The following is a 26,069-nucleotide window of genomic DNA, read 5'->3' on the forward strand; positions in this document are numbered from 1 at the left end:
GACACTAAGATAAAAAATCAATTGTGCCATAATGCAGAAAATTTAAGAGTATAGAACATGAAAGCGAATATCAAAAATCTCTCTGAAATATTTAGTAAAAATTTAAAAATACCAAGTTATCAACGTCCGTATACATGGAGTACTAAATCGACTCTTGAGCTTTTTAATGATATTTTTAAAGAATACGAAAATAACAAAAACGAGTACCGTATAGGCTCTGTCATATTGCATCAAGAAGCTGAAAATTATAATATTGTCAATGGGCAACAAAGACTTACTACGCTTACAATACTACTAAAATTACTAGGAGAAGAAAATTTGCCGTTATTGAAGCAAACTTTTAATCCTCTCTCTTTTAATAGCATCACAAATAATAATAAAATTTTAAAACAAAAAGCAGAGTTACTAACAGGTGATGAAAAAGAAAAATTTAAACAATTTATCTTAAATAATTGCACCATGGTTGAAATCATTGTGTATAAACAACAAGATGCTTTTAACTACTTTGACTCACAAAATACCAGAGGTAAAGCACTAGAAGTGCACGATCTACTAAAAGCATACCATCTAAGGCATATGACAGATGACAATGAAGCCAAAAAAGTTCAGATAATATCAAATTGGGAGGATAAAAACAGCGATGAAATAAAAGAAATTTTTAGCGATTTTTTGTTCCCTATTATTAGATGGCAACGTAGAGAGAGTGGATTATATTATTCCAAAAACCACATAGATATTTTTAAAGGTATAGACCATACTTCGCTATATAATGTGACTAAATTTAATAAAGCAGCGGTAACTTTTTTAGAAAAAAGTGATGATTTTGCTTATATTTTTAGCTCTAAAAATAGTATTAAATTTTTACTCACTCAAGATTTGTTAAGTGGAAAACACTTTTTTTACTTTACAGCTCACTATCTAAACCTTTGCCATAAAATAAAGAAATTTGTAGAAGCAAAATATGATGACAACGCCATGCCTAGGAAAAAGAGAGGTGATAAATATATAGTAAGACTTTTTGAATGCCTTATAATGGCATTTGTTGATAGATTTGGCTTTGATGAGCTTAGCGAAAATATTTGCGCATTTTTTTATAGGTATGTTTATACTTTGCGTTTAGTAAAACAGGCCATATATCTAGAGAGTATAAACAAATATGCACTTGGATATCAAGATGAAAATAACGGATTAAATTTATTTGAAAAAATATCTCACATGAGATCGCCAGATGAAATTTACAGCGTTGAGCTATGTGATATTGAGTCCATTGTTGATGGATATGATGATATAAAAAATAGATTGGAAATTAAAAATGAGCAAAACAGATGATCTAAAATTTAGTGTAGAAAAAAATTTTTGAAAGCAAGTATCTGATACCCATATATCAGCGTAACTACGCTTGGAAAAGTTATGAGATAGGGATGCTTTTAGATGATATTAAAAGTAATGATGATGGGTATTTTATAGGGAGTTTGGTTGTTAAGCAAAAAGATGGTGTTTTTGAAGTTATAGATGGGCAACAAAGACTCACAACTCTATTTTTGATACTAAGATATCTTAAGCATGACATAAAAGGCAACCTAGAATTTGAAGCTAGGCAAAAGTCAAACGAAACGATAGAAAAAATTTGCAATGATAATAATTGGACTGATTTGCCGTCTAGTAAAATAGTAGATGGGTTTAAAATTATAGAAAAATATTTTTTGGAAAATAAAAAAGACGAGAGTTTTAAAAGTAAAATTTTAAATGCCAAACTTCTACGCGTACCAGTCCCAAATGATGCCGATCTAAATCATTTTTTTGAGATAATGAACACAAGGGGCGAGCAACTTGAAGCTCATCAGATCGCAAAAGCACAAATTTTAGAAGTCTTAGAAGAAAAAGACAGAAAAATAGCTGCATTGGTTTGGGACGCATGTGCAGACATGGATAGATACGTGCAGATGAGCTTTGAAAAAAAACTAAGAGAACAAATTTTTGGCAATGACTGGAATAAAATTTGTAATGAAAGCGAACTTTTTGAAATTTCTATCGAAAATAACAATAATGCCAAAGAAGAGCCATTGAACAAAATTTTAGAAAATAAAAATTTAACTTCTGAAAAAACAACACAAAATGAAAACGAAAATGAAAGGTTTTCATCTATCATAAATTTTCCAAATTTCCTTTTACAGGTAAATGCAGCTATGAGCAATAATACAAGCAGTAGCAGTACAAATGAGCTGCTTTATGATAAAAAATTGATTGATAATTTAAAAAAACACTTCAATAATAGTGAAAATGCCAAAAATTTTATCTATAACCTTTTAAAATTTAGATTTTTGTTTGATAAATTTATTATAAAAACCGATGAAAATGACGACGAAAAATGGTCGCTAAAAATGCTTAAAAAATACTCCAACAACAAAGTTGCATTTAGTTATGTGGATACGCTCTATGACAACAGGCTAGTTGTCGCTTTGCAATCTTGTTTGCGCATAACATACACCTCACCGCGCGCTATGGAGTGGATATTTACGCTTCTTAAGGGACTTAACAAAAATACAACAGCCAATATGCAAGAAATTTTAGAAACCTATGCAAATGAGAAGGTAAAAAATGCGCTAGAAAAAAGCAATTCCTATCCTATGTGTGAGAGAGAATAATCCTTACATATCTTGATTATATTTTATATAGAGAGTGTATAGTTAGCACTCAAGACAATAAAATCAAGAAAAAATTACAAAATGCTTTTAAAGCGGTTGGCAATGTAAATTTAAAAAATTTAAAAGAGTGGGAATTTAAATTTAGAGACTCTATCGAGCATTTTTACCCACAAAATCCTTCTGGAGATAGTATAGAGCGCATAAATGATAACAAAATTTTGAATTCTTTTGGTAACTTAGCGCTTGTTACAACTTCTGGTAACTCTAAATTTTCTAATCTCGCCCCATCCGCAAAGCAAACTACATATCCAAATATAATAATACAAAGCCTAAAACTGATATTGATGTCAGCATGTATAAATGGCAACAATATAGATGAATATAAACAAGCGATTAGCGAACATGAAAAAGAAATGCTAACTTTATTAAGAGTGCAAAAGCGGAATAATATTATATGAACACTTTTCTCTTAAAGTATTTTAGGAGATCAAAAATATCTGGTCTTATGCTACACAAAAAAATCAGATATGTTTACAGCTTCACTTTTAGAGCCATTATCCTCTTATATGAAGCGTCAATTCGCTCTTTGCTGATCTTTTTCTCGTTTACTGCATCGATTATAATCTGAGTGATAAGATCGGCCGTTCTTTGGTTGTTTATCTTAAACTCGCTAAAAAGTAAGATATCGCCTCCAGCGTTTATAAATTTCACCACCTTTTGCGCCAAAGCATCGTCGCCAACGCCTTTCATCAGCATATCATCGCTGATAACCACGCCATTAAATTTAAGTTCATTTCGTAACATATCGGTTATTATTTTTTTAGAAAGTGTGGCTGGATTGTCCTCGTCGATGCCTTTTACAAAAAGGTGTCCGACCATGATGATCTGCGCTCTACCAGTGCTTATGGCGTCTTTATATGGTAGCAGCGCATCCTTGCTTAGCGTGACCTCGCTCTTATTTTTATGCGAGTCCTCTTTTGAGCTGCCATGCCCTGGAAAGTGCTTAAGTGTCGTTAGAATGCCCTGCTCTTTAAATGCGTCCATAAAAGCATCAGCATAGATCACTACCTTGCTTGCATACTCGCTAAACGCCCTTTGTTTAGCGGCGATGATCGGCGAGTTTTCGTCGTGTAGATCGACCACTGGGGCAAAATTTAGATTTATACCGCACTCTTTTAAATTTATAGCCATTTTTGAGTAGAGATCATATGCGCTTTTGATATCAAGCGTGCTTGCGACCTCGTATGCACTAGGATATGGGCCATCAAAGCTTTTGTCCTTCATGCGGCTCACATTGCCGCCCTCTTCGTCGATAGCGATAAAAATTTTAGGACTTTTTTCTTTGATAGCTTTTATGCTAGATTTTAGCAGGGCTTTGTTGGTGATGTTTCTGCCAAGCAGCATCACTCCGCCAAATCTCTCATATCCAGCGTCGCTTAACATCGCGCGAAATGCAGCATCTTTTGTGCTAGCCCCATTAAAGCCAACCATTATCATCTGCGAGACCTTAGCTCTTAGGCTCACTTCTGCGCCATTAAGCTCCAGAGCAAAAATGGCCACAAAAAGTATAAATTTTAAAGCTCTCATCTTCTTCCCAAAAGCGATTTAACGCTCTCAAAAACATCTTTGCCATTTAGCATATTTTCAACCTCACTGGCAATCGGCACGTATATGTCCTTTTCTTTAGCGATCTTGCTAATAGCCCTTGCAGTATCCACACCCTCTGCCACTTCACCAAGCTCATTTAGAATTTTTTCTAATCTCTCGTGCCTTGCGATACCAAGACCTACGCGGTAGTTGCGTGAAAGTATCGATGAAGCGGTTAGGAAAAGATCTCCTGCACCACTTAGTCCCATAAATGTCTCATCTTTTGCACCAAAAAATTTACCAAATCTAGCCATCTCGACAAGCCCACGTGAAATGAGACTCGCCCTTGCGTTGTTGCCAAGACCAAGACCGTCACAGATGCCACCAGCTATGGCGATCACATTTTTATAGGCACCACACACCTCAGCGCCGATCACGTCATCAGAGGTGTATGCTTTCATGTAGCTTGGAAAAAATGAGGCAAATTTTAAAGCTAAATTTTGATTTTTAGAATTTACCACCAAAGCGCAAGGCAGCTTTTGCATGATCTCTTTTGCAAAGGTCGGTCCTGAGAGAAAGGCTAAATTTTCTCTATCAACAAAGTCTTCATAAATTTCATTTAAAAATTTAAGATTTGCCGTGTCTATGCCCTTGCTGGCGACTAGGATCTTTTGACTTTTGTTTTTGTAGTTTTGTTTTAGCCATAAATTTGTAGCTTGCGTTGGGATCGTGCAGACTAGGTATTCACACTCCAAAGCTTCATCCAAGCTTACAAAATTTGGCATCTCTCTTGGCGTTCTTGAGCTGATGACACACTCGTTATTCTCACTAAATGCGTGAAACAGCGCACTGCCCCACTTGCCAGCTCCGATGACTGCTATGCTCATTTTAGCCCTTTTTTAGCCTATTTTGGCCTTTAAAAGCTCATTGACCTTGCCTGGGTTAAAGGCGCCCTTGCCCTCTTTCATCACCTGACCCACAAAGAAGCCAAACATCTTATCTTTGCCGTTTTTATACTCTTCTACCTTATCAGCATTTGCGGCTAAAATTTGATCTATGATCGCGATGATCGCTGAGTCGTCACTCACTTGTTTTAAGCCAAGCTTTTCGATGACGCTATCAACGTCTGCGTCATTTTCCATTAGGTAGTCTAGTACCTCTTTTGCGGCCTTGCCGCTTATCGTGCCATCTTCTATGCGTTTTAGTAAATTTATCATTTTAGCACTATTAACTGGGCTTGTCTCGATCGTTACTCCGTTATTTAAGCGGCCAAGAAGCTCGACTATGAGCCAAGTAGTAGCAAGTTTAGGCTGAATTCCAGCAGCGATCAGCTCTTCAAAATATCTAGCCATCTCGACACTTTGAGTTAAATTTAGAGCATCACTCTCTTTTACGCCTAGCCCACTAACATATCTTGCTACCTTTTGCTCGGCAAGCTCTGGAATTTTTATCGCTTCGTCATACATCTGCTCTGACACTTCAACAGGAAGCAAGTCAGGGTCAGGAAAATACCTATACTCCGCGCTATCCTCTTTGCCACGCATTGATCTTGTCACTAAATTTGTCGTGTCAAACAGCCTTGTCTCTTGATAGACCTCTTCATCGTATTTGCCATCTTCCCAAGCTGCACTTTGGCGCTCTACTTCGTAGTCAATCGCCTTTTGGATAAATTTAAATGAGTTTAGGTTTTTTATCTCAACCCTTGTATAAAGCTTGGTGTCGCCTTTTGGGCGAATAGAGACGTTTGCGTCGCAGCGAAAGCTGCCCTCTTGCATATTCGCATCACTTATATTTAAAAAGCGAAGGATCGAGTGCAATTTTTTAAGATAAGCCACCGCCTCATCACTGCTTCTAAGATCTGGTTCGCTAACTATCTCAAGAAGTGGCGTACCAGCTCTGTTTAGATCAACCAAACTCTCGGTTTCTTCATGGATGTTCTTGCCAGCATCCTCTTCAAGGTGCGCTCTAGTTACACCGATGCGTTTTTTAGTACCGTTTACATCGATTATTAGCTCGCCACCTTCTACGATAGGGATCTCAAACTGAGAAATTTGATATGCCTTTGGAAGGTCTGGGTAGAAGTAGTTTTTTCTATTAAAGACTGATTTTTTATTTATCTTAGCGTTTATCGCTGTGCCAAAGCTGATCGCCTTTTTTACAGCCTCTTTGTTTAGCACAGGCAGCGCTCCAGGAAGCGCTAAGCAGGTTGGACAAACGTGCGTGTTTGCCTCGTCGCCGAAGCTAGTTGAACAAGAGCAGAAAATTTTAGTTTTTGTATTAAGCTGAGTGTGAACTTCTAAACCGATAACGACTTCAAACATATTTTTACCTTTAAATTTATGCAAATTTTTAAGGCGTATTTTAGCGATACTTTCTTTTAAAATATCTAAAAATGAGCGTTTTGACTGGAAAATAAAGAAGGTGATTTAAAAATTTAAATAGTTTAAAAAGGAAAAAGCCATATAAAAATATGGCTTTAAATTTTAATGCTCATGCTCGCTAATAGCGACTGCGCCAGCTAGATAAACGTAAGTTAGCATCATGAAAATAAATGTTTGCAAAACAGCCATAAGTGTTAGAAGTGCAAAGGCTGGAAGTGGAGCAAACCAAGGTGCAAGTGTAAGCATCGCAAGTAAGAACAAGTCATCGCCTTTGATGTTACCAAAAAGACGAAATGATAGCGAAACTACACGTGAAAGATGTGAGATGACTTCAACTGGAAACATAATAGGAGCTAGAAATTTATTCGGTCCCATAAAGTGTCCAAAGTACTTGAAAAATCCATTTTCTCTAATGCCCTCAAAGTTGTAATAAACAAATACAACCAAAGCCAAAACTAGAGTTAAATTTAGACTTGATGTTGGTGACTCAAATCCAGGAATAATACCTACAACATTTGAAAAAAATACTATAAAACCGATAGTTGCAACAAGTGGAAGATATTTCCTAGCTAGTTTTTCACTGCCTAAAGTATCTCTTCCCATCGATATAACGCCCTCTAAATAAGCTTCAACTATATTTTGAAGACCTCTTGGCACAAGCTGCATCTTACTCCTTGCTATATAAGCAACTATGATAACAATCAAAGCTACAAGTAGAAAGTGAAACGCATAGATAAAGGCGTGGGAGCTATTTAGGAAATTTGAAAATAGAAACAAATCTTTCATTAATTTACCTTGGATTTAGAATTTTGCGTGATTGTAACAAAATTATTGTTAAAACATTTTTAATTTTAAACCCTGAAATAATCGAAAATCAATTTACAAATAGTCACTGCAACTACCACTAGAAATATTGTTCTAATAAATTTGACCTCTTTTTTAATGACAAGATTTGATCCAAAATATGCGCCTAAAATTTGACCAACTGCCATCAAAAGTCCAACGACCCAAAGCATCTGTCCGCCAGCTATAAAAATGCCAAGAGCAACGATATTACTAGTAAAATTTAAGAGTTTCGTATGAGCGACAGCCTTTTTTAAATTTAGCCCAATTAATGCCACTATCGCAAATGTCCAAAAAGAGCCTGTTCCTGGACCAAAAAAACCATCATAAAAGCCAAGTATTAGCCCAAAAACTACATAAAATAGCTTTTCATTCATCTTTGCAGCTCTATCGTTTTCACCGACTTTTGGCATAAAAAGCGTGTAGATAAAAATAGCAATCAGTAAAAATGGGATAATTATCTTTAAAAAATTTGTATTTAAAAATAGGATAACCACCGCTCCGATGATAGCTCCAATAAAAGTAAAAACAATACCTACAAAGCACTCTTTATAATTAATTAATCCCCGTTTTGTGAAATTTAGAGTCGCCGTAAAGCTACCAAAGACACCTTGAAGCTTATTTGTACCAAGTGCAAGGTGTGGTGGTACGCCCATCGCCATAATAGCTGGAAGCGTTATAAGACCACCTCCACCAGCGATAGAATCGATAAAACCGCCTAAAAATGCAGCTACAAAAAAAACGACATAGCTAAGTAGATCAAATTCCATTTTTTGCTCTTTTGATAATTGAAATAAAAGCAGATTGTATTTTATTTGTACTTATCTTTTTGTAAAATTTTTATATTTGAAATGAGAGATTTTTAAAATTTATAAATTTTAACGAGCCTTTAGATTTAGCCCAAAGACTCGTTTATTAAAGCGGTTACTTGATAACGCCACAAAGCATTCTAGCGCCACCGCCGCCAAGTGCTTTTGGGTTGTCACTGTGGTTGTCGCCACCAACATGAACCATTAATGAGTGACCTTTTAGCTCGTCAAGACTTTTTATCTTTGGGGCTAGTACTGGATAGTTTGCATTGCCCTCAGCATCTACGTAAAGTGCTGGCAAATCGCCTTTGTGGCCCTTGTCGTCCCATGCAAAAGAGTGCATCTTTGTGCCAGCTGGATCCCAGTGACCGCCTGCTTTCATGCCAAGGCCTTTTTCAGTCGCACCACAGTCAGCATTTTCATGGATGTGAAAGCCGTGTAGTCCTGCAGTAAGTCCCTTTAAATTTGGAAAAAATGCAACTCCGTAGTTTGTCTTAACAGCTACTACTTCGCCGACACTCTTATCGCCCTTCTCGCTTAGCTCATTAACAGGTATAACTAGATGCTCTCCAGCTTTCGCATCAAAGTGATGACCTTCGTGAGCAAAAAGCAAAGTTCCCAAAACTGCACTTAGTAAAACGATTTTTTTCATACAAGCTCCTTATGGATAAAATTGTATGGCAAGTCTACCCTAAATTTAAAAATTTAGCAATAATTTTTATTGATTAAGATTTTTTACGATAGTTTCTAGCTCTTTACTCTGCCCTATTCTATAAAGTGCAAAGTCGTATTTTATCGGATCTAGCTCGTCAAATTCTCTAAGTTTTTTTGTAAGATCCATGACTGCTTTGAAATCATAGCTCTTTCTGTTTATAAGTCCTAAATTTAAAGAAACTCTATGTGTATGCACATCAAGCGGTATCAAAAGCTTATCTTTTGGCAAATTTTTAAATAGCCCAAGGTCGATGTCGCTATCCCTTACCATCCAGCGAAGATACATGTTATAGCGTTTATATGGGCTTTGTGGCTCTTTATCAAAACTCTTACCAAAGAAAAACTCATATCCGTCAGAGCGGTAAGAATTTAGCCCATATATAAATTTGATAAGCTCATTTACGCCATCTATCATTTCACCGTTTTTTGCAAGACCTTGGCGTAAAATTTCCTCTATCTCACCCTCTTTTTTAAGACGTGAGAGAGTGATAAAAATTTCTCTCACATCATTTTCATTTTGAAAGCGGTATTTGAAATTTGACAGATTTTTCTTGATATTTTGCTCACTCTCATCAAGCAAACCAAATTCAAGCGAATTTAGAAATTTCACTATCATTTTTGCGTTACCATAAGCAAATAACGCACAAATGAGTGCTATGTTTGGCTCTTTAAATTTAGTGGCTACCTGAAGTGGATCTGGGGCTTCAAATAGCCCCAAATTTGTATTTTTGCTAAGTACGTGCGAGTCTAAAAGGCTCTTTAGTTCGCTCATTGTTTTAGTGAAAGAAGCGTGTCAAGCATTTGATCAACTGTCGTGATGATCTTTGCTGCTGCGCCGTAACTTGCTTGAAAGCGAATCAAATTTGTAAGCTCTTCGTTCGTATCTACGCCACTTGTTGATTGAAATTCCTCTTCAGCTGTCTTTTGTAAAGATGTATTTGTATCGTGGATCGTATTATTTGCCTCTGTATCACTCGCCATGTCAGTCGTAAGATAGCGGTAATATCCCTCGATCGTCTCATCTCTATCAAGCGCTATGCCACTTGAGTAAAAGGTCTGCTTTTGATACTGAAGCTGGATCATTTTATTTGCAACTTCATTATTTCCGATAACTGGCTTTGAGTAGGCACGAAGCTTTGTGTGGTCTTGGGTAAAATTTTGATTTATGCCGATACTATTTGAGTCAGTACCTGAGAAAAATCTATTTATACCAACAGCACCTGGGAAATTTGTGCCGTGATCGACTATCGATATGCTATAAAGCCCTTGAGCTTGTTTTGGAATGAGAGAAAATGTACCTTTTTTAGTATTTTTATCATAAAAATATGATGCCTCGAAAAAGTCATCAACGTCATTTAGCATATTATTGTCTTTATTGTCATCTGAGTTTGAGTTAAAGTCTTTGACGATAGAGTTGCCATATCTTGTATCATTCATCGTCGTCGTACCATTTACATTTATAGTTTTTCTGGCCACAACATTGCCTTTGTTATCATAAACAATAGCTTCAAAACTTCCGTTTCTTATACTATTATCATGATTCATCAACGTCTTATCGCCTTCTAAATAACTTATCGGATCTGAGTTAGAAATTTCAACTGCGGATTCGGCATAGATATTATTTGTACTTGTTATCAAGGTTTTACTAAATGTATTTAAATTATCAATGTATTTTTGGATCGTTCCGTCACTAAATTTATCATTATCTGGCTCGTAATTTCGACCCCTAAGATCAAGTGCAGCTCCGATTTTACCGCCCGTGATCTTTTCTTCCATTGGGATTCTTCTGCCGTCTTCTCTTTCATAATAAATTTTTGTATATCGTCCACTTTCGGTTGAACTCATAGAAATTTCATGAAAATTTACACCATCAACGATACTTACACCACCAATATTTAGATTGTAGTATTTTCCTTGATCTGTTATTCCTGTATCTACCCTAGAATTGCTCTTTAGATCGCTTTTATAAACTGCCGTATTTACCAGCTTTGACATAGCAAGCTCAAGCTCATCACGTTTATCACGAAGATCATTTGCATTTATTTTTATACCAGCGTCTGCGCCTGATTCTATTCTTTGGATTTGCTTATTAATATTTGCTATTTGTCTGCCCAGAGAATTTATCTCATTTATATTTATTTTTATCGTTTCATCAATCTTTTCATGCATATCATAAAGCATCTTTGATGAGCGGTTGATACTTGCAGTCAATACACTTGCTTTATTTATCAAATTTACTTTCTGAGCACCTGCATTAGGGTTTGAAGCAAAGTTATTCCACGCGGAAAAATACTCCTGAATATCCTTCACCATTCCATTATCTTTTAGATCAGGAAAATATTTTGTAGCTTCTTGCAAAATTCTTTGTTTATAGGCCGTGTTTTCTAAATTTGACGATGAGTATTTTAGTCTTGAGTAGGCAAACTCATCATGAAGCCTTGTTATAGTATCTACTTGCGTGCCTGTGCCAACTCCACCAGGGACTGTATTCATAGCTGGAGATGCAGATTGGACAACACGTTGTCTTGTATAGTAGTTGCTATCGGCATTTGCGATATTATTTCCGGTTGTACTTATTTGAAGCTGGGCCGCATTTAGCCCAGAAACACCCGTGCCTAATGACATAAAAATATTAGCCATTTTTTTAAACCCTTGATTTATAAAAATTATTATCTATGCTATTTCCATCTTGGCCGTATTCACTTGCTTTAGTGCCAAAAATTTTTTCATTAAGTGAGTCAAAAAATTCTTTAACAGCAACAACATGTCTTGCATATTCTTTATTGACTTTATGTAAATTTTCAAGCTTTGAACGCATAAGTACAAGTTTTGACTTCACTTCATCGTCTAAAACACTAGCAAGTGTAGTCGTACCGCTCTCTTTTGATACCTTTAAAAGCTCTTTATCTAGTGCTCTTTTTGTATCTTCAAATGCACGAACTAAGGCATTTTTTTTCTTTACACTCTCATCAACGCTTGAGTGCTTAGCCTCTTTTATATTTGCGATATCTTGTATAGTTAAATTTATAAGCTCATCAAGCTCGCCTATAGCCTCGTCCAAAAGCTTTTTTATCATTTAAATTCCTTAATTACAGCAACGCATCAGCCACAGCCCTAGCCGTTTTTGAGATATCAACCTGATAAGTGCCATTTGCTATGGCGTCAGCTATCTCTTTTAGCTTTGCGTTTTCATTTGTTCTTACTTCTTTACTCTGAGTTTCGACCTTGGCATCGCTATTTTTATTTAGCGTATTTGCCTGAAAATTTGGTCTTTGATTCAAAGGCCTTATCATATTCATACCTCTTAAAATAAAATGTTTATATCATTACATCGGCAGAATATAAATTTACTTAAGAGTCTCTCTTTAAAAAATCGTATAAAAGTTCTGAAAAACCAAGATTTCCACTCAATGCTTTACTCATTGCATCGTTATACATTGACCTATAAATATCGCTACCAGCAGCCTTTGGATATAGCGAGTTGTGCTCGTCTTCTTTTAAAGCAATATCAAGCACAGCCTTTACCATATATGCCTCAAATGCATCAGTTTGCTCTTTTAAAAGTGCATCTTGTTTAGCATTTGCATTTTTTATCTTATTTGTAGAAATTTCATTGTATGAATTTAGCGCTAAGGTGTTATCTATTTGCATTATATTATCTCCAAATCAACTTGTATCGCACCAACTCGCTTTAAATTTTCAAGTATCGATATGATATCACTTGGTGTTGCCCCAAGCTTATTTAGCGCTCTTGTTACATTTGCAACGGTAGTTTTTTCGCCTGAAATTTTAAGTAAATTTTGGCTAGGTGCGACCGATGTGTCGCTTCCAATATTTACATCGTTTTGCGCTGCCTCATCGTAGCTATTTGGCTCTATTTTTATTGTGATTGCACCATGCGTTAAGACAACTGGGCTAACTACGGCATTTATGCCACTTACTATCGTGCCAGTTCTTTCATCAACCACTATCTTTTCATCTGGCTTATACTCCACATCAAGATCTAGCACAGCACTTGCAAGCTCGATAATGCTAACATCATCTGGCTTTTTAACGATAACCGTTCTTGGATCGATCGCCTTTGCGGCATCATCAGAGATATTTGCATTTATAGTATTTTGGATATCAAGAGCGGTTTTAAAATTTGTATCTTTTAGGCTTAGTCTTATGCTATCTTGATTGTAAATGTCATAAGTCACTTCTCGTTCAACCAAAGCTCCATTTAGGATAGAGCCAACGGTTGGGTGGTTGCCACCTGATCTACCCATGCTTTTTCCGCCGATGCTTAAAGCACCCTGAGCCAAAGCATAAATATCACCATCAACGCCTTTTAGTGGTGTCATGAGAAGCGTACCACCTTGCAAACTTTTTGCATCGCCAATAGATGAGATCACGACATCAAGCTTATCGCCATGCCTTGCAAATGCAGGAAGCTTAGCTGTTACCATAACAGCAGCTGCGTTTTTTGACTTGATATCATCTGGGTTTATCTTTACGTTTACACCTTGAAGCATGTTTGATAAAGACTGGATCGTAAATTTTGACGTTGAGCCATCACCTGTGCCGTTTAGTCCGACAACTAGGCCGTAGCCTATTAGCTGATTATCTCTTACGCCAACTATGCTTGCAAGCTCTTTTATCTGCGTAGCAAAGGCTGAAGTAGCTATCACTGAAGCTGCTACAAAAGATAAAATTTTTTTCATATTTTTTCCTAAAATTTAGCTATTTTAGGTTTTTAAAGCAAAAGATGTTCCAAATTTTTATAAATTATTGGAAGTAAGAGAGCGAAGTAGCTCCAAATTTTTTAAATTTTACAAGCTTAAATGCAAAAATTTCATCGCTAAATTTAAAGTCGCTGTTGTGCTCAAAAACTATCATATAAATTTTCTCTTTTTTTAGCTGTGAGATTAAATTTACAAGTTTTTCGTAGATATCATCAAAGCCAGCTCTTATGTCAAACGGTGGATCAAGGTAGAGCAACACCTTACCACTTTGAGAATTTATAATATCGGGCAAGACAGAAAAGGAATCACCATTTATCGCTTTTAAATTTGAGCACTCTAGGCTAGCAAGATTGTTTTGTGTGATCTTAAAAGCGGCTCTATCTTTTTCAATAGCGATAGCCTCACGTGCTCCGTTGCTAACGGCCTCGCTTGCCATCACGCCACTTCCACCAAAGCCCTCTATAAATGTAAGCGAGTAAATTTCATCTCTAATGACGTTAAAGAAGGACTCTTTTACGATGCTTTTTGTGCTTCTTGTTGTGCTTAGGCTTGGCAACTCAAGCCTTTTACCTTTAAATTTACCGCTTGAGATTTTAGTGTAAAGCTTCACTGATTTACCCTTAGAATTTCAAGAAGATCGGCTTTAAATTTATCTATCAAAAGTGAAATTTTCTCTTCTAAGCCCTTTTCATTTTTAGCTTCATTTAGCTCATTTACTTTTGAAATTTGCATAGCTGAGTAAAATTCTTCAAGCGTATCAAGAAGTGTTGTCTTGGTAAAAGGATGAGAAAGATGAGCATTTTTTCCTATTATAAATAGCGGTTTTTTTGTCACGATCTCGCGGTCACTCACTACAAAATCACAATCCTTATGATGAGCAGCCAAATTTCCACAAAAAAGCAGCAATGTCTTTTGAAGTAAAATACACTCGCACTCAAATGAAATTTTCATATCTCTTCCTATAAATTTTTGCTCGATTTTAGCCTAAATAATCAAAAATTTATATAAACACTAAAGGATTTTAAAATTTTACCGATGTAGAAGCTAACGTAAGTTTTAAGGAGTAAAACTATGGAAATCTTTAAGGCAGCAGCAAATCAGGTACTAGATACGAGCATGAGCACATCTGCTCAGCGTCAAATAGACAGCAGACCTATCGAGCATTCTGATGTTAAATTAAGTGCTGATAAAAACAATGAAACAAAAGATATTAACGAGCTAGACGGACTTAGCAATGAAGAGCTTGCCAAAAGAACAAGAGAGGTCACTGACAAGCTAAACTATCAAATGCAGCAGCTCGATACTAATGTAAGATTTGCTTACAACGAGAAGCTAAATTTAATGGTTGTGCAAGTAAAAGATGCTAAAACTGGCGAAGAGATAACACAACTTCCAAGTAAAGAAGCTATAAGAATAAGCGAGTATTTCAAAGAAAGTATCGGAATACTTTTTGACAAGGAGAGTTAAAAATGGCAGTAGGTAACGTAACAAATTTAGGCTTAGGTACAAAAAATAGCGGACTAAATGATGATCTTATCAAGAAATTAAAAGAAGCAGATGAGGCAGGACAGATCAAGCCTTTAACAAAAAGGCTAGAGAGAAACGACCTAAAGCAAAAAGACCTTGCAGCGCTAAAAACTCTAGTCAGCAACGTAAACGTAAGTGGCAAAACACTTGGTGGAGAGGCACTTTATCTAAAAAGAACTACAAATAATGCTGGCAAAAGCGTAACAGCCTCAGCGGCAAATGGCGTTAGCGTGCAAAATTTTAGTATCGATGTACAAAAACTTGCTCAAAAAGATACATTTCAAAGCTCAAATTTCAAAAACGCTTCAAACTTAGTAGGTGCGACAAATAACGGCTCTTTTGATGTTGAGATCGATGGACAAAAATTTTCTATTAGCGTAACTAGATCAACCACATATCAAGATATTGTAGACAAGATAAATGATATTAGTCGTGGTAAATTGCAAGCTAGAATTTTAAATGTTGGCGGAGATAAGCCAAATCAAATCATGCTTCAATCAGGCAATACTGGTGCTACGCAGACTATTAAATTTTCAAATGATACGGCTGGTGTTTTAGATAAGCTTGGCTGGGATAGTACGCAGTTTCAGGACAAAGATGCAAATGGCACTCTACTAACAAATCCTGATGGCACACCAAAGATGACATCAAATTTTGAAAAAAATAGAATTTTAAAGGCACAAGATGCCGAATTTACATATAACGGAGTAAATGTAAAAAGAAGCAAAAATACCTTTAACGACTTAAGACCGGGAATTTCTATTACATTAAATGAAACTGGTAAAACAAACGTAAGCGTCTCTCAGGATACGAAAGAGGTAATCAAAGCGGTTGAAGAATTTATCAAAGACTACAACCTAATGACCATGAACCTTGGTATAGCCACAAAATATGACGAGGAAAAGGGAGCTGGCACTTTCCAAGGCGTTAGCGAAATTTCAAGCTTAAGATCAAACATTGGTCGTCTTGTAAATGGACAAGATAGCGAAGGCAAAGCATTAAGTAAATATGGCATAGTGCCTGATAAAGACGGACAGCTTCAACTTGATCTAAATAAACTAAATGCAGCTCTTAGCAAAGATCCTGAAGAGATTCAGAAATTTTTCATGGGATCAAGCAAGATCGAGCCAATAAGCTATATGGGGGCATCTACCGTTAGCGCTGGAGCATTAGACATAAAAGCTGGTGATCTTACGATAAACGGCAAGTCAGTTACATTCTCAACTACTGCTACTGCCACAGCCGAAGAGAACGCACTAAAACTTCAACAAGCTATAAATGACGCTGGCATAACTGGAGTTACAGCTAGTCTTGATAAAAGTGGCAAAAGAATCGTCTTAAAAAGAAGCGATGGCGAAAATATCGAGGTAAAAGGCAAAAATTCGGCCTTAACAGCTCTAGGTATGAATGAAGCTACTATAAATCCAGTAACCAAAAAGACAGATGGGCTATTTACAAAGCTAGCTAAAATGCTTGATGGTGTCGTTGGCAAAAGTGGTACGATGGTTGCTATGCAAAATCAGTTAAAAGATGAAAATGAGTCGATCACAAAAAACAAAGAGAGCACACAAAAGCTTTTAGATGAAAAGTACACAACAATGCAAGAGCGTTTTATAAAATACAACGCTATCATCGCAAGCTTAGAAAATCAGTTCTCAACACTAAAATCAATGATCGATGCAGAGATAAATAGCAGAAAATAAGAGAGAAAGATGAATCAAAGTGCATATAGTGCATACGCACAGTCTAGTTTTGGGGGCATTGAGTCCCCAACTAAATTAATAGAAATGCTTTATGACGGGATTTTAAAATTTATATTTCGTACAAAAAAGGCGATAGAAGCTGGAGATATAGAGAAAAAAGTTTATTATATTAATAGGACAAACGCTATTTTTGTTGAGCTTTTAAATTCGCTTGATTATTCTCAAGGCGACGTAGCCCACTATCTTAGCGGCCTTTATACAAGACAGATGCAGCTTCTTGCTATGGCAAATATACAAAACGATGTCGCAGCCTTAAATGAAGTAACCAATGTCGTAAAGCAACTATCAGAAGCATGGAGAGAGGTAACTTCAGGTGAATAGTTGGATTAATGAGTTTAAATTAGCATTGATAAACGAAGACACGAGCAAGATAGCTGCTTTATCACAAAATTTTAGTGAGGATATGTTTACGAGCCTAGCTTCAGCACAAGAAGCACAAGCATTAATCGGCGGAGCAATAGAGCTTTTAAAAAACAAGTCTTCGCACATCCAAAATGAGCTTATAAAGCTACAAAAAGCTCAAAAATACGTAACAAACTAATCTAGTAAATTTAAAGGCACGGCGTTAAGCCGAGTTCTGTCTTGAGCGATCATTTATCTACGCTTGCTTTTACAAACAAGCTCTAGCGAAGGGTTTTAATATAAGACCAAAACCATCCCTTCTTGCTGCAGGTTGGGTTTATATGGCCACGCAAGTTACCAAGCGTGCCGGTGGGCTCTTACTCCGCCGTTTCACCTTTACCGCCAAAGCGGAAGTCTGCTTTCTGTTACACTATCCCTTAGGTTTCCCTAGCCATCCGTTAGATGGAACCTTGTCTTATCGCAGCTCGGACTTTCCTCTTTTGCAAAAATCAAAAGCGATCGCTTACCGTGCCAGAGCGAAATTATAGCGGCTTTGGCTTAAATTTCTAGCTTTTAAAACTTTAAACTTTATGTTCTCTTATTTAAAAGGTAAATTTGCAGGCAGATAGAGTGCTTTGAGTAAATATTTAGCGTATGTTTTGTCAAAAGCATATAAAATTTATCTCAAAGCGCGATAAACTCAGCATTATTTATAGGTCGTAAATCATACAAGTTCCCAAATTTCTCCATTATCTCGTGCGTGGCCTGCGTAAAAGGCTCGCAGCCAAAGTGTGGTACTGTGAAAAAATTCACCAAATTTAACCCTGTAAAATCACTCATATTTGGGCTATTTTCATCCATAAGCGTAGCATATCTTGTATCTGGTGAGGCCACGATCGCTCCCGCCGACTCGCCGATATAAATTTTGCCCGCTTTGACTGCATTTTTTATAGCTTGCCAGACGCGCGATTTTCGCAGCTCGTTAAGCAGATAAAATGTATTTCCACCGCTAACGTAAATGATATCACACTGACTAATGGCAGATAAAATTTCATCTTCACAAGATGGCTCATCTTGGCTAGATACTAGTGCCGCCGAATTCTTGGCGCAAGAGACGTCAAGGCGTCTTAGCTTCGCACCAAAATTTTCTAAAATTTCCACCGCTTCATCTACATAAAAATTTACCTCTTCAAATTTTGCTGCCGTATCAATAAAAACAACGTGCTTGCCTTGAAAATCTATCACTTCATTAATTTTGCTCGCAACCTCCGCAAAATAAGAGCAAAGAAAAATATTTGCCATTTTTAATCCCTTTAAAATATAAATTTACAAATCCATTATATCCAAACGAGCCTAGAAACGATTGTATTTCGCGCCGTCAGCGCCTTGCTCCACAGATAAATTTTAGCGATTTAAGATATGGATCTTGGTATAAAAATTTGATAAATTTTTCCTCAAATTTGAGCTTAAAACGATAAGGTAAAGTTTTTGCACCGCTTGGCTCACAGCTTTTAAAAAGTGTTAGGCGAGGCGGATTTTGATTTACAAAATTTAAGAAAGTTAAGGCAAAGTCTTGCGAGATGGTTTTAAATGTTTTCTACGTCACTATGCTCTTAGCTAAACAAAAGAAATAAATTTCGTCCCAAGATAAGACATGCAGCCTATCGCAGGGCGAAATTTATACTCTGCTTGCAGTTACCAGCATAGACGCAAAAATCATTTAAAAGCGCTCGCGAGACGAGTCGCCGCCCTACTCAAAGATATTTTTGTGCAAGATTTCTTCTAGCACAACAGTCGCGTAGCTTCCTTTTTGCAGCGTAAAATTTATCGTAAAGTGCGCCTTTTCCTCGTTGTATTTATAGCTCGCATCCTCCAAATAACACCACGCAAAGCGCCTAGAACCCGTCATTTTAGCTTTATATTCGTTTGCCTGCGCAAAAATTTGATCCTCGACTGCTCTAGCCGCACCCTGCGCCTCATACGCCTTTGCGCCCGCGATCAGCCCGCAGCTAGTGATATCTCTAGCGTCAAAGCGCGCGCCCTCTGCGTCCAAATCCTCGCACAAAAAGCACTTTCCGTGCGGGTAGTGACCCAAAACTTCGCCCTCTATCAGCTTAAAAAATCTCTTTTGCGATTTTAAATTTTTCAAAATCGCGCCGTCAAGATACGGGTAAATTTGAGCTAGCTCAGAAAGGCTAAAGTCCTGCGCAAACCTCGAAATCTCCACGCGTTTGCTAAGCCAGCGGTTAAAAAGATCGCTTTGATATGCTGAGATCAAAAAGTCGTTTAGCTTTACATTTTTACTCTTTTTGCCGTTTATCGTCCCATTTTTAAGAAGCTCAAGCCCAGTTTCGGCATTGTCGCCAAATTTACCAAAACGCTGATAGCCAAAGTAGTTTGCATAGCCCATTTTATCAATGCTAACAAATGCTTGCTCTAGCTTTTTGGCATTACTTGGTAGTACTTTTTTTAAGCGGATAAAAAAGCTATTTCCCTTTAGATGTCCAATACGAAGCTTATTTTTATGCACATTTAGGCTTAAAATTTTCATCTTTTCGTGGCTAAAGTTTGCTAGATTGCTCTCAAATTTACGTGGCATCGAGATAAACTGCGTCGTCATGCCCTGCTTATCCTTTAGCCCAGCGTAGCCAAAGTCGCGCATCTTAGCCCCTGTAACCTCGCTTAAGACATGCAAAGCCTCCTGCGTCGTCATATCTTTTTTAGAAATTTCAACGATCATGTGCTCGCCATCGCCACTAAATTCATAAAGCGGTATCTCGCGTACGACAAAATCATCTGAATTTTTAGAAAAATATGCCTCGATAGGTGCATGAGTGAGTGCATAAAGTGGCTTAAAAGTGGTGGTTTCTTGCATTTTGTTTTAACCTTTTGTTTGAAATTTTTGCAAAGACGCTAATCTTTGTCCGTGTTTTTGTGGCGATCCTTTTGATGGCGTTTAAATTTTTAGGACTAAAAGTAAATAAAATTTCATACTCTTCGCCGCTACTAAGCTCAAATTTACTTAGCTCTTTTGTAAATTTAGCACCCTTTTTGCTAGCCTTTAAAAGCTTGGCAAGATCAGCATTTAGCCCATCTGAGATATCCATAGCGGAGTTTATAAGATGAGCTGCCTTGTAGAAAAATTTATCTCTTAAAATAGGCTTTTTAAATCGTGAGTTTTTTGAAATTTTAGCTAGCCTCAGAAGCGAATTTAGCCCCTTTTTGCTACCTCCAAGCTCACCAGTAAAAGCCACCAGATCTCCGTATTTTGCATTTTTTCTAAGCACAGCTTTGCCATTTAGCTCGCCAATTACACTAACGCTTATATTTAAAATTTTACTACTTATCGTGTCGCCACCGATTATCTTTACACCAAACTCCTCGCAAGCTCTGTTTATGCCACTACTTAGCTCTTTGATTTGCTGCGGCGAAAAATTCTTTGGCAAGCTAAGTCCAAGAAGCGCAAATTTTGGCCTAGCATTCATCACGATCGTATCTGAAAAATTTACGATCATCGCCTTGTAGCCGATCTCTTCAAGGCTTAGCCAGCCATGCTTAAAGTGCGAGTTTTCAGCAAAAATATCCTTGCTAAAGACCTGCTTGCCAAGCACAGCCGCATCATCGCCAATATAAGCGTTACCAAAGCATTCAATCGTAAAATTTTCTTTATCCATCGGGCCATTATAATGAAACTCCTTTTAATTTTAGGATAAAATAAGCCAAAAAAGGAGCCAAATGCAAAAAATAGAAATTTTTAGATTTAATGCAAAAAAGGATATTTTGTCGTATTTTAAACCATATTTTTTAGAAATTTTAGATTACGCAAACCTTGACGAGCTATTTTTGCATGTTAAAAAAATTGATCCCTATTTTCAGCCAACAACTGGCTTTGTGAAAGTAAATGATGTCGTAGTAAGCACTACTGAACCATTAGTAAATTTATATGAGAAATTTGCAGGCGAGCTTGTGATTTCGCCACTTGATGAAAAAAGAGCGGTTTTAGATCTTGAGATAAATGATGACGACTTTTGGGAGAAATTTAAGCCATTTGATAAATTTTGCAATCAAGCAGACAAAGAATTTTATGCAAGCTTAAAGCCATATTTTTATGCTGATTTTGTGAGAGAATACGAGCCAAATTTTATAGGTGCAGCGGCCATCATACTGGCTCATCATCTTTATAAAAAAGAAAAAAATGATGAGATCATGAGGCTTATCAACAATGAAAATGGTATTTTGATAGCTTGTAAGATTGATGATTTTATCTTTGGTGGAAGCGAAATTTATACCGAAGCGATTAGGTTTTTTAAAGAAATTTTAGGGATAAAAGAGGATGAAATCTCAAAAAATGAGCTTGAAAAAATAAAGAGCTTGGATAAATTTAAAGAGTTCAAAATAGCCGTAAGCGATAAAATCTCTGAAAATTTAGATAAATTTAGAGCAAATTTTATAAATCTAAACAATAAATTTCCTTGTGGATTTGAGCTTTTAAAAGTAAACGAAAAGCTTGCATTTGCACTTGCAAGCAAGACCATCTTTAATGCGTTTGATAGCGGAGCTGATTTTTTACTAGCTAGCAATGATGCTGAGTTTTATATGTTTGATACGCTTTCAAAAAAGCTTGAAAAATTTGCAAACAGAAGTTTGCAGGATTTTTATATTTTAAGAGTTAGCGAACTGATCGAGCTTGAAAATGGCAAAATTCCAGCAAGCCTAAAAGAGCATACGCTAAAAGTAAATCTAGTCTAAAACTAGAGAATTTATTTTTGCAAAGTCGCATTTTGCTCGCTTAGGGCTTCTTCTTTTTCGTCTTCTTGCCTTATCTCATCGTACCTTGCTTTGGCATTTTCATAAACACCAGCTGGTAGGCTTATGTTTAAATCATCCCTTAAGCTCATCACATCATCACAAGCATTTTGGTAGCCAAGGTCGCAGCTTTTCATATAATAACTCACGCCAAGCTCGATATTTGAGTGCTTTTTTAGATCACTATCCATTTGCTCATTTATCTCTTCATTTACAAACATATCGCCCAAAGCCTCGCACGAAAGCACATCTTTTTGCTCACAGCCATCATAGAAAATTTCATACGCAGCTACGTAATCTCCAGCATTTAGCGCCTCAATACCTCTATCATAATCATCGATGTCAAAGCCAAATGCCAAATTTAAAGCTAGGATTAAAAAAACTATCTTTTTCATATAAAGCTCGGTGCATCATTTGAAAATAGTATGAGATCGCCAGCACGCGTATTTTGAGCTAGAATTTCTTGCATTTTATTTTTATCCTTTAAGATGATGACCTTTGGCTTTATGATGTGCTTTAGTAAAACTTCGGCGTTTAGTGAGCTTGTGATGATAACAAGGTCAAAAATTTCATTTATCACCTTGGCTAAATTTGCATTTTGCTCCGCATCGCTCTCAACGATACCAGGCGTTAGCAGCACTTTTCTGCCAGCGTAGGTGCTTACAAGCTCGTAGCTTGCGCTCATGCCTAAAAAATTTCCATTAAAACTATCATCAATTATCAGCTTACCGCCAGCTTCGATCTTGCTTAGGCGGTGCTCTACGTTTTTCATCTTAGATAGCGCTCTATCTACCACCTCATCGCTCATTTTTAGGTATTTCGCGACCTTAATGCAAACGGCTAAATTTGTAGCGTTAAATTTGCCAAGTAGCGGTGAAGCGTAGTTTTTGCCATCAAGCATAAATGAAATTCCATCTAAATTTGCATTTATATCTTTTAGGCTCTCATCGTAAATTTCTAAATTTTGGCTTGGCTCTTTTTTTGTCGAGCTATGTAAAAATGCCATTTGCAAACGGTTGCTTTGAAGTGCTTCAAGCTTGGTAGAGCGGATATTATCAAGTGTTTTAAAATACTCAATGTGTTGCGCGCCGATCTCGCCAACGATGACGATTTGCGGGTTTAGAAATTTTGTGATCTCTAGGATGTCGCCCTTTAGCCTAGCGCCTGCTTCTGCGATGTAAATTTGCGTTTGCTCGTTTAAGTTTTCATTGATATCTTTGATGATACCAGCCATTGTATTTACGCTGCGAGGCGTCTTGTAGCAGACGAAGCTATCTTTTAAAATTTCAAATAAGAAATTTTTGATACTCGTTTTGCCGTAGCTTGCTGTGATTAGGATGATCTTTAACTCTTTATTTGCACCCAGTTTTTTAAGCGCCTTGTTTTTAAAGCCTTTAAATTTTATCTTTTCTAAAATTTCACTAAAAAATAGGCTCACAACCAAGACAAAAAGTGGCATAGGAGCCAAAAACGCCTTGTGAATGATGAAATTTAGAGCGTAGTTTAGGATGATAGCGCAAGCAAGGATCACAAAAAAGTGCTTGATCCTGGCGGTAAAGACTAGCTTTTTATCAAGTTTTTTGTGCCAAAGATAAAGAGCTGGCAAAAGAGCAAAGTAAAAATAGATAAAAAACCACTTGCCAGTCGTATAAAATAGCACCAACGGCACAATAAAGAAAAAGACGTGCCAAGCGGGCTTTGTGAAGTGAAAGAGCACGCGCTCAGGCCTATATGAAAACCACTGAAAGCAAGTAATCACATAAAAAGCGAGCGCAAAGATAAATAAAACTGTGCTTATGCTTAAAAATATACTCATCTTATCTCCTCGATACCGCTCTCATCGTCATCTAGCACAATATTTCTAGCCTCATCTAGCTCAAATTTTAGCCCTTTTTCTATCTCTTCGCTTATAAATTTAGCGTGAAGTAAAAAGAAAAAATGATCACCATTAAGCGGAAAAAATGAACTATTTTTTATGAGCTTATGTATGCTCTCTCCGCTTGTTATAGGCGTTGCCTTGTCGTTTTCTCCCCAAAATATTAAAGCCTTACCACTAAAGCTGACAAAATGCTTCGTAAAATCCTCATCAACGACGTTTTTTAGGGTTTCATACATCACTCTACTCATACCGCTCACATCTTTTGTGGCAAAGAGTTTATAAAATTTTCCAAAGCCAAATATCTTTAAAATTTTAAAAATTGCTATCTTTGCTCGCACGATAAATGGCTTTTTGACAACTATGCCAGCTGAGCTTAAAAGCACAAGATACGGTGGCTTTAGAAGCGTTGCGACCTTGCCACCAAAGCTATGACTTACGATGATATCTGGCTTTATGCCAAGCTCACCACAGAAATTTTCAACGATTTTTGCGTAATCACTTGTTTTTAACGGATCAATAATGGAGCTTTTACCAAAGCCTGGCATATCGATATAAACATGGCACAGCTCGCTCAAATATGAGCCAAAAGCCTTTTTCATTATCTCTTTATTAGCGCCCCAGCCGTGCAAGAAAAGCACTATTTTTTTGCATTTTGTATTTACAATCTCGTAGTTTATTTCAAACTCGTCTGAGCCGTATTTTACCGCCCTACTCGCCATCGTTCTCTCTTTTTTTCGCAGTATAAATGCTCTCAAGCACGCTCACTGCTTCGCAAAGGCGCTCATACTCTTCCATATTTAAAAGCACTGCTTCAAATTTATTATTTTTTACAATAACCGCTCTTTTTAATTCATTAGCTCCCACACGAGAGAGCACTGAACTAAAATTTCTAACCACTTCAGTTGCTGTATAAATTTCATCTTTTGTAAAAGTTACCATTGTCGCTCTTTGTGTAAAATTTTACGTAAAATATCACAAACTACTTTATAATCTACTAAATGGCCTAAATTTTTCCGCGACCTTTTACTGAAGTGATCGAGTTTATAAAGCTATAATCAATCTTTATATTACGCTCTCTTGGAAGTGAGTTTGCAAGAGCATTTAAAGTGCTCTCAAAATCCTCAAATAGATAGTTTGCAAGACTTCCTGGATTTGGATTTATCTCATTTAGATAGACCTCATCATCTATCACAAAAAAGTCACATCTAATGATCGCTCCGTCAAATCCACAATCATAAATTTTTGAAAAGTTAAATTTAAGCTTTTGTTTTAGCTCCTCAGAAATTTCAGCCTCTTTGACTTTGTTTTCATTTGAAAAGCTAAGATATTTTTGCTCGTAGTCAAGAAATTCTTTCTTTTTTGGCTCTTCGATGATAGAAATTTTTATCTTTCCATCTATCTTACAGCCTGCTAGATTGTACTCTTTTACACCTTTTATAAAAGGCTCTACAAGCACATCCTTATCAAACTCAAATGCTACGTCTTTTGCATAAGCTAGCTCGCTGGCGTCATGCACTATATTTACGCCGATACTACTTCCAAGTCTTGCTGGCTTTAAGATAATAGGATAGTGAAATTTTGGCTCACTTTGACGAGTTAGCATCTCATAGTCAAGCGCCTTTACGCCAGCTTTTTGCGCTAGAAATTTAGTAAGCTCTTTGTTGTAGCTAAGCGCACTTACTTCAAGCCTTGGACCTATATATTTTATACCGTAAAAGTCAAAAAGCGCTGCTATCTTGCCATCTTCGCCGTCCATGCCATGGATCAAATTTATAATGACGTCGCACTCTACTTTTTTATCGCCAAAAAGAGAGTGTATGAAAAATCCGCCTTTAGACAAAATGAGCTTTTTTGAATTTTTGTATTTACCAGAGCTAAAGAAATTTGCTCTCATATCTTTCTCTTCGATAAGATAAAAATCTCTATTTGCATCGCAAAATATAAATTTTAGCTCTTGCTTTAGGACATTTTTTAAAACTATCGCACTAACTATGCTTATCTCATGTTCATAGCTCTTTGCTCCAAATATCACACCTAAATTCATCTTTT

At 36.7% G+C, this 26,069-nt stretch carries 30 protein-coding genes and 1 other RNA gene; 8 read left to right on the plus strand and 23 right to left on the minus strand.

Annotated elements, in window-relative coordinates:
* The first annotated feature begins 57 nt into the window (after nucleotides 1-57).
* The 3 genes from CYO92_RS08105 to CYO92_RS09705 are packed head-to-tail and all read left to right on the plus strand — an operon-like array spanning nucleotide 58 to nucleotide 3,103.
* A complete protein-coding gene (locus CYO92_RS08105; protein ID WP_103588676.1) occupies nucleotides 58-1,329 on the plus strand; it encodes a DUF262 domain-containing protein in 1,272 nt (423 codons plus the stop codon).
* A 23-nt stretch (nucleotides 1,330-1,352) separates the two neighbouring features.
* Complete coding sequence (locus CYO92_RS08110) at nucleotides 1,353-2,645, plus strand: GmrSD restriction endonuclease domain-containing protein (protein ID WP_103588677.1); 1,293 nt, start codon at nucleotides 1,353-1,355, stop codon at nucleotides 2,643-2,645.
* Between the two features lie 20 nt (nucleotides 2,646-2,665).
* A complete protein-coding gene (locus CYO92_RS09705) occupies nucleotides 2,666-3,103 on the plus strand; it encodes a GmrSD restriction endonuclease domain-containing protein (RefSeq protein WP_429827531.1) in 438 nt (145 codons plus the stop codon).
* Nucleotides 3,104-3,176: 73 nt separating this feature from the next.
* On the opposite strand, the gene CYO92_RS08120 is transcribed toward CYO92_RS09705, so the two are convergent.
* The 14 genes from CYO92_RS08120 to CYO92_RS08185 form a co-directional block, all read right to left on the minus strand.
* Nucleotides 3,177-4,232, minus strand: a complete 1,056-nt coding sequence (locus CYO92_RS08120; protein WP_103588679.1) for a glycoside hydrolase family 3 N-terminal domain-containing protein — start codon at nucleotides 4,230-4,232, stop codon at nucleotides 3,177-3,179.
* On the minus strand, nucleotides 4,229-5,119 hold the full coding sequence (locus CYO92_RS08125; RefSeq protein ID WP_103588680.1) for an NAD(P)H-dependent glycerol-3-phosphate dehydrogenase: 891 nt from the start codon (nucleotides 5,117-5,119) through the stop codon (nucleotides 4,229-4,231). Before CYO92_RS08125 ends, CYO92_RS08120 begins: the two co-directional genes overlap by 4 nt.
* Nucleotides 5,120-5,131: 12 nt before the next feature.
* Entirely contained in the window at nucleotides 5,132-6,553 is a 1,422-nt protein-coding gene (gene gatB / locus CYO92_RS08130; protein ID WP_103588681.1) for an Asp-tRNA(Asn)/Glu-tRNA(Gln) amidotransferase subunit GatB, read from the minus strand.
* 162 nt (nucleotides 6,554-6,715) lie between these two features.
* Complete coding sequence (locus tag CYO92_RS08135) at nucleotides 6,716-7,399, minus strand: F0F1 ATP synthase subunit A (RefSeq protein WP_054196701.1); 684 nt, start codon at nucleotides 7,397-7,399, stop codon at nucleotides 6,716-6,718.
* Nucleotides 7,400-7,464: 65 nt separating this feature from the next.
* A complete protein-coding gene (locus CYO92_RS08140) occupies nucleotides 7,465-8,226 on the minus strand; it encodes a TSUP family transporter (RefSeq protein ID WP_103588682.1) in 762 nt (253 codons plus the stop codon).
* A gap of 154 nt (nucleotides 8,227-8,380) precedes the next feature.
* Nucleotides 8,381-8,917, minus strand: a complete 537-nt coding sequence (locus CYO92_RS08145; protein ID WP_021091394.1) for a superoxide dismutase family protein — start codon at nucleotides 8,915-8,917, stop codon at nucleotides 8,381-8,383.
* A gap of 66 nt (nucleotides 8,918-8,983) precedes the next feature.
* Nucleotides 8,984-9,751 (minus strand): TIGR02757 family protein, encoded by a 768-nt coding sequence (locus CYO92_RS08150; protein ID WP_103589614.1) that lies wholly within the window; start codon nucleotides 9,749-9,751, stop codon nucleotides 8,984-8,986.
* Nucleotides 9,748-11,619, minus strand: coding sequence for a flagellar hook-associated protein FlgK (flgK, locus tag CYO92_RS08155; RefSeq protein ID WP_084107861.1), 1,872 nt, complete (start codon nucleotides 11,617-11,619; stop codon nucleotides 9,748-9,750). The genes CYO92_RS08150 and flgK overlap by 4 nt, the downstream gene beginning before the upstream one ends.
* Before the next feature lie 4 nt (nucleotides 11,620-11,623).
* A complete protein-coding gene (gene flgN / locus CYO92_RS08160; protein ID WP_021091397.1) occupies nucleotides 11,624-12,055 on the minus strand; it encodes a flagellar export chaperone FlgN in 432 nt (143 codons plus the stop codon).
* 13 nt (nucleotides 12,056-12,068) lie between these two features.
* Nucleotides 12,069-12,272 (minus strand): flagellar biosynthesis anti-sigma factor FlgM, encoded by a 204-nt coding sequence (locus tag CYO92_RS08165; RefSeq protein ID WP_072594307.1) that lies wholly within the window; start codon nucleotides 12,270-12,272, stop codon nucleotides 12,069-12,071.
* A gap of 58 nt (nucleotides 12,273-12,330) precedes the next feature.
* Entirely contained in the window at nucleotides 12,331-12,630 is a 300-nt protein-coding gene (locus CYO92_RS08170; RefSeq protein WP_054196705.1) for a rod-binding protein, read from the minus strand.
* A complete protein-coding gene (locus CYO92_RS08175) occupies nucleotides 12,630-13,682 on the minus strand; it encodes a flagellar basal body P-ring protein FlgI (protein ID WP_103588685.1) in 1,053 nt (350 codons plus the stop codon). The genes CYO92_RS08170 and CYO92_RS08175 overlap by 1 nt, the downstream gene beginning before the upstream one ends.
* Nucleotides 13,683-13,746: 64 nt before the next feature.
* Nucleotides 13,747-14,313, minus strand: a complete 567-nt coding sequence (rsmD, locus tag CYO92_RS08180) for a 16S rRNA (guanine(966)-N(2))-methyltransferase RsmD (RefSeq protein ID WP_103588686.1) — start codon at nucleotides 14,311-14,313, stop codon at nucleotides 13,747-13,749.
* Nucleotides 14,310-14,654, minus strand: coding sequence for an ornithine carbamoyltransferase (locus CYO92_RS08185; protein WP_103588687.1), 345 nt, complete (start codon nucleotides 14,652-14,654; stop codon nucleotides 14,310-14,312). The genes rsmD and CYO92_RS08185 overlap by 4 nt, the downstream gene beginning before the upstream one ends.
* Before the next feature lie 120 nt (nucleotides 14,655-14,774).
* Between CYO92_RS08185 and CYO92_RS08190 the strand changes: the two genes are divergently transcribed.
* From CYO92_RS08190 to CYO92_RS08205, 4 genes are read left to right on the plus strand one after another with little or no spacing between them, the layout of a single operon-like run.
* Nucleotides 14,775-15,170, plus strand: coding sequence for a FlaG family protein (locus tag CYO92_RS08190; RefSeq protein ID WP_087584572.1), 396 nt, complete (start codon nucleotides 14,775-14,777; stop codon nucleotides 15,168-15,170).
* Nucleotides 15,171-15,172: 2 nt separating this feature from the next.
* A complete protein-coding gene (gene fliD / locus CYO92_RS08195) occupies nucleotides 15,173-16,933 on the plus strand; it encodes a flagellar filament capping protein FliD (protein WP_103588688.1) in 1,761 nt (586 codons plus the stop codon).
* A 9-nt stretch (nucleotides 16,934-16,942) separates the two neighbouring features.
* Entirely contained in the window at nucleotides 16,943-17,314 is a 372-nt protein-coding gene (fliS, locus tag CYO92_RS08200; RefSeq protein ID WP_072594313.1) for a flagellar export chaperone FliS, read from the plus strand.
* A complete protein-coding gene (locus tag CYO92_RS08205) occupies nucleotides 17,307-17,534 on the plus strand; it encodes a hypothetical protein (protein WP_084107855.1) in 228 nt (75 codons plus the stop codon). The genes fliS and CYO92_RS08205 overlap by 8 nt, the downstream gene beginning before the upstream one ends.
* A 9-nt stretch (nucleotides 17,535-17,543) precedes the next feature.
* Here the strand turns inward: CYO92_RS08205 and rnpB are convergent.
* The 4 genes from rnpB to CYO92_RS08225 form a co-directional block, all read right to left on the minus strand.
* Nucleotides 17,544-17,870, minus strand: an RNA gene (rnpB, locus tag CYO92_RS08210) — RNase P RNA component class A.
* A gap of 149 nt (nucleotides 17,871-18,019) precedes the next feature.
* On the minus strand, nucleotides 18,020-18,637 hold the full coding sequence (locus CYO92_RS08215) for a Type 1 glutamine amidotransferase-like domain-containing protein (RefSeq protein ID WP_103588689.1): 618 nt from the start codon (nucleotides 18,635-18,637) through the stop codon (nucleotides 18,020-18,022).
* Between the two features lie 448 nt (nucleotides 18,638-19,085).
* Nucleotides 19,086-20,210, minus strand: a complete 1,125-nt coding sequence (gene truD / locus CYO92_RS08220; RefSeq protein ID WP_103588690.1) for a tRNA pseudouridine(13) synthase TruD — start codon at nucleotides 20,208-20,210, stop codon at nucleotides 19,086-19,088.
* Nucleotides 20,188-21,009, minus strand: a complete 822-nt coding sequence (locus CYO92_RS08225) for a thiamine-phosphate kinase (RefSeq protein ID WP_103588691.1) — start codon at nucleotides 21,007-21,009, stop codon at nucleotides 20,188-20,190. Before CYO92_RS08225 ends, truD begins: the two co-directional genes overlap by 23 nt.
* Nucleotides 21,010-21,070: 61 nt before the next feature.
* Between CYO92_RS08225 and CYO92_RS08230 the strand changes: the two genes are divergently transcribed.
* Entirely contained in the window at nucleotides 21,071-22,084 is a 1,014-nt protein-coding gene (locus tag CYO92_RS08230) for a hypothetical protein (protein ID WP_103588692.1), read from the plus strand.
* Nucleotides 22,085-22,095: 11 nt separating this feature from the next.
* Here CYO92_RS08230 and CYO92_RS08235 read toward each other — a convergent pair whose 3' ends face one another.
* From CYO92_RS08235 to CYO92_RS08255, 5 genes are all read right to left on the minus strand, one after another.
* Nucleotides 22,096-22,536: a hypothetical protein gene (locus CYO92_RS08235; protein WP_103588693.1), complete on the minus strand. Its 441-nt coding sequence runs from the start codon at nucleotides 22,534-22,536 to the stop codon at nucleotides 22,096-22,098.
* Nucleotides 22,533-23,957, minus strand: coding sequence for a Mur ligase family protein (locus CYO92_RS08240; RefSeq protein ID WP_103588694.1), 1,425 nt, complete (start codon nucleotides 23,955-23,957; stop codon nucleotides 22,533-22,535). Before CYO92_RS08240 ends, CYO92_RS08235 begins: the two co-directional genes overlap by 4 nt.
* Nucleotides 23,954-24,739, minus strand: a complete 786-nt coding sequence (locus CYO92_RS08245) for an alpha/beta fold hydrolase (RefSeq protein WP_103588695.1) — start codon at nucleotides 24,737-24,739, stop codon at nucleotides 23,954-23,956. Before CYO92_RS08245 ends, CYO92_RS08240 begins: the two co-directional genes overlap by 4 nt.
* Entirely contained in the window at nucleotides 24,729-24,959 is a 231-nt protein-coding gene (locus tag CYO92_RS08250; protein WP_021091404.1) for a type II toxin-antitoxin system Phd/YefM family antitoxin, read from the minus strand. Before CYO92_RS08250 ends, CYO92_RS08245 begins: the two co-directional genes overlap by 11 nt.
* Before the next feature lie 64 nt (nucleotides 24,960-25,023).
* Nucleotides 25,024-26,064, minus strand: a complete 1,041-nt coding sequence (locus tag CYO92_RS08255; RefSeq protein WP_103588696.1) for a D-alanine--D-alanine ligase — start codon at nucleotides 26,062-26,064, stop codon at nucleotides 25,024-25,026.
* Nucleotides 26,065-26,069 lie beyond the last annotated feature (5 nt).

This window comes from Campylobacter concisus (assembly GCF_002913715.1).
In the GTDB taxonomy this organism is placed as follows: Bacteria; Campylobacterota; Campylobacteria; order Campylobacterales; family Campylobacteraceae; genus Campylobacter_A; species Campylobacter_A concisus_AG.

Excerpts from the sequence above, each read along its gene's own strand:
- CYO92_RS08105 (WP_103588676.1), top strand. The coding sequence starts at position 58 with ATGAAAGCGAATATCAAAAATCTCTCTGAAATATTTAGTAAAAATTTA.
- CYO92_RS08120 (WP_103588679.1), bottom strand. The coding sequence starts at position 4,232 with ATGAGAGCTTTAAAATTTATACTTTTTGTGGCCATTTTTGCTCTGGAG.
- CYO92_RS08125 (WP_103588680.1), bottom strand. The coding sequence starts at position 5,119 with ATGAGCATAGCAGTCATCGGAGCTGGCAAGTGGGGCAGTGCGCTGTTT.
- gatB (WP_103588681.1), bottom strand. The coding sequence starts at position 6,553 with ATGTTTGAAGTCGTTATCGGTTTAGAAGTTCACACTCAGCTTAATACA.
- CYO92_RS08135 (WP_054196701.1), bottom strand. The coding sequence starts at position 7,399 with ATGAAAGATTTGTTTCTATTTTCAAATTTCCTAAATAGCTCCCACGCC.
- CYO92_RS08140 (WP_103588682.1), bottom strand. The coding sequence starts at position 8,226 with ATGGAATTTGATCTACTTAGCTATGTCGTTTTTTTTGTAGCTGCATTT.
- CYO92_RS08145 (WP_021091394.1), bottom strand. The coding sequence starts at position 8,917 with ATGAAAAAAATCGTTTTACTAAGTGCAGTTTTGGGAACTTTGCTTTTT.
- CYO92_RS08150 (WP_103589614.1), bottom strand. The coding sequence starts at position 9,751 with ATGAGCGAACTAAAGAGCCTTTTAGACTCGCACGTACTTAGCAAAAAT.
- flgK (WP_084107861.1), bottom strand. The coding sequence starts at position 11,619 with ATGGCTAATATTTTTATGTCATTAGGCACGGGTGTTTCTGGGCTAAAT.
- flgN (WP_021091397.1), bottom strand. The coding sequence starts at position 12,055 with ATGATAAAAAAGCTTTTGGACGAGGCTATAGGCGAGCTTGATGAGCTT.
- CYO92_RS08165 (WP_072594307.1), bottom strand. The coding sequence starts at position 12,272 with ATGATAAGGCCTTTGAATCAAAGACCAAATTTTCAGGCAAATACGCTA.
- CYO92_RS08170 (WP_054196705.1), bottom strand. The coding sequence starts at position 12,630 with ATGCAAATAGATAACACCTTAGCGCTAAATTCATACAATGAAATTTCT.
- CYO92_RS08175 (WP_103588685.1), bottom strand. The coding sequence starts at position 13,682 with ATGAAAAAAATTTTATCTTTTGTAGCAGCTTCAGTGATAGCTACTTCA.
- CYO92_RS08185 (WP_103588687.1), bottom strand. The coding sequence starts at position 14,654 with ATGAAAATTTCATTTGAGTGCGAGTGTATTTTACTTCAAAAGACATTG.
- CYO92_RS08190 (WP_087584572.1), top strand. The coding sequence starts at position 14,775 with ATGGAAATCTTTAAGGCAGCAGCAAATCAGGTACTAGATACGAGCATG.
- fliD (WP_103588688.1), top strand. The coding sequence starts at position 15,173 with ATGGCAGTAGGTAACGTAACAAATTTAGGCTTAGGTACAAAAAATAGC.
- fliS (WP_072594313.1), top strand. The coding sequence starts at position 16,943 with ATGAATCAAAGTGCATATAGTGCATACGCACAGTCTAGTTTTGGGGGC.
- CYO92_RS08215 (WP_103588689.1), bottom strand. The coding sequence starts at position 18,637 with ATGGCAAATATTTTTCTTTGCTCTTATTTTGCGGAGGTTGCGAGCAAA.
- truD (WP_103588690.1), bottom strand. The coding sequence starts at position 20,210 with ATGCAAGAAACCACCACTTTTAAGCCACTTTATGCACTCACTCATGCA.
- CYO92_RS08225 (WP_103588691.1), bottom strand. The coding sequence starts at position 21,009 with ATGGATAAAGAAAATTTTACGATTGAATGCTTTGGTAACGCTTATATT.
- CYO92_RS08230 (WP_103588692.1), top strand. The coding sequence starts at position 21,071 with ATGCAAAAAATAGAAATTTTTAGATTTAATGCAAAAAAGGATATTTTG.
- CYO92_RS08235 (WP_103588693.1), bottom strand. The coding sequence starts at position 22,536 with ATGAAAAAGATAGTTTTTTTAATCCTAGCTTTAAATTTGGCATTTGGC.
- CYO92_RS08240 (WP_103588694.1), bottom strand. The coding sequence starts at position 23,957 with ATGAGTATATTTTTAAGCATAAGCACAGTTTTATTTATCTTTGCGCTC.
- CYO92_RS08245 (WP_103588695.1), bottom strand. The coding sequence starts at position 24,739 with ATGGCGAGTAGGGCGGTAAAATACGGCTCAGACGAGTTTGAAATAAAC.
- CYO92_RS08250 (WP_021091404.1), bottom strand. The coding sequence starts at position 24,959 with ATGGTAACTTTTACAAAAGATGAAATTTATACAGCAACTGAAGTGGTT.
- CYO92_RS08255 (WP_103588696.1), bottom strand. The coding sequence starts at position 26,064 with ATGAATTTAGGTGTGATATTTGGAGCAAAGAGCTATGAACATGAGATA.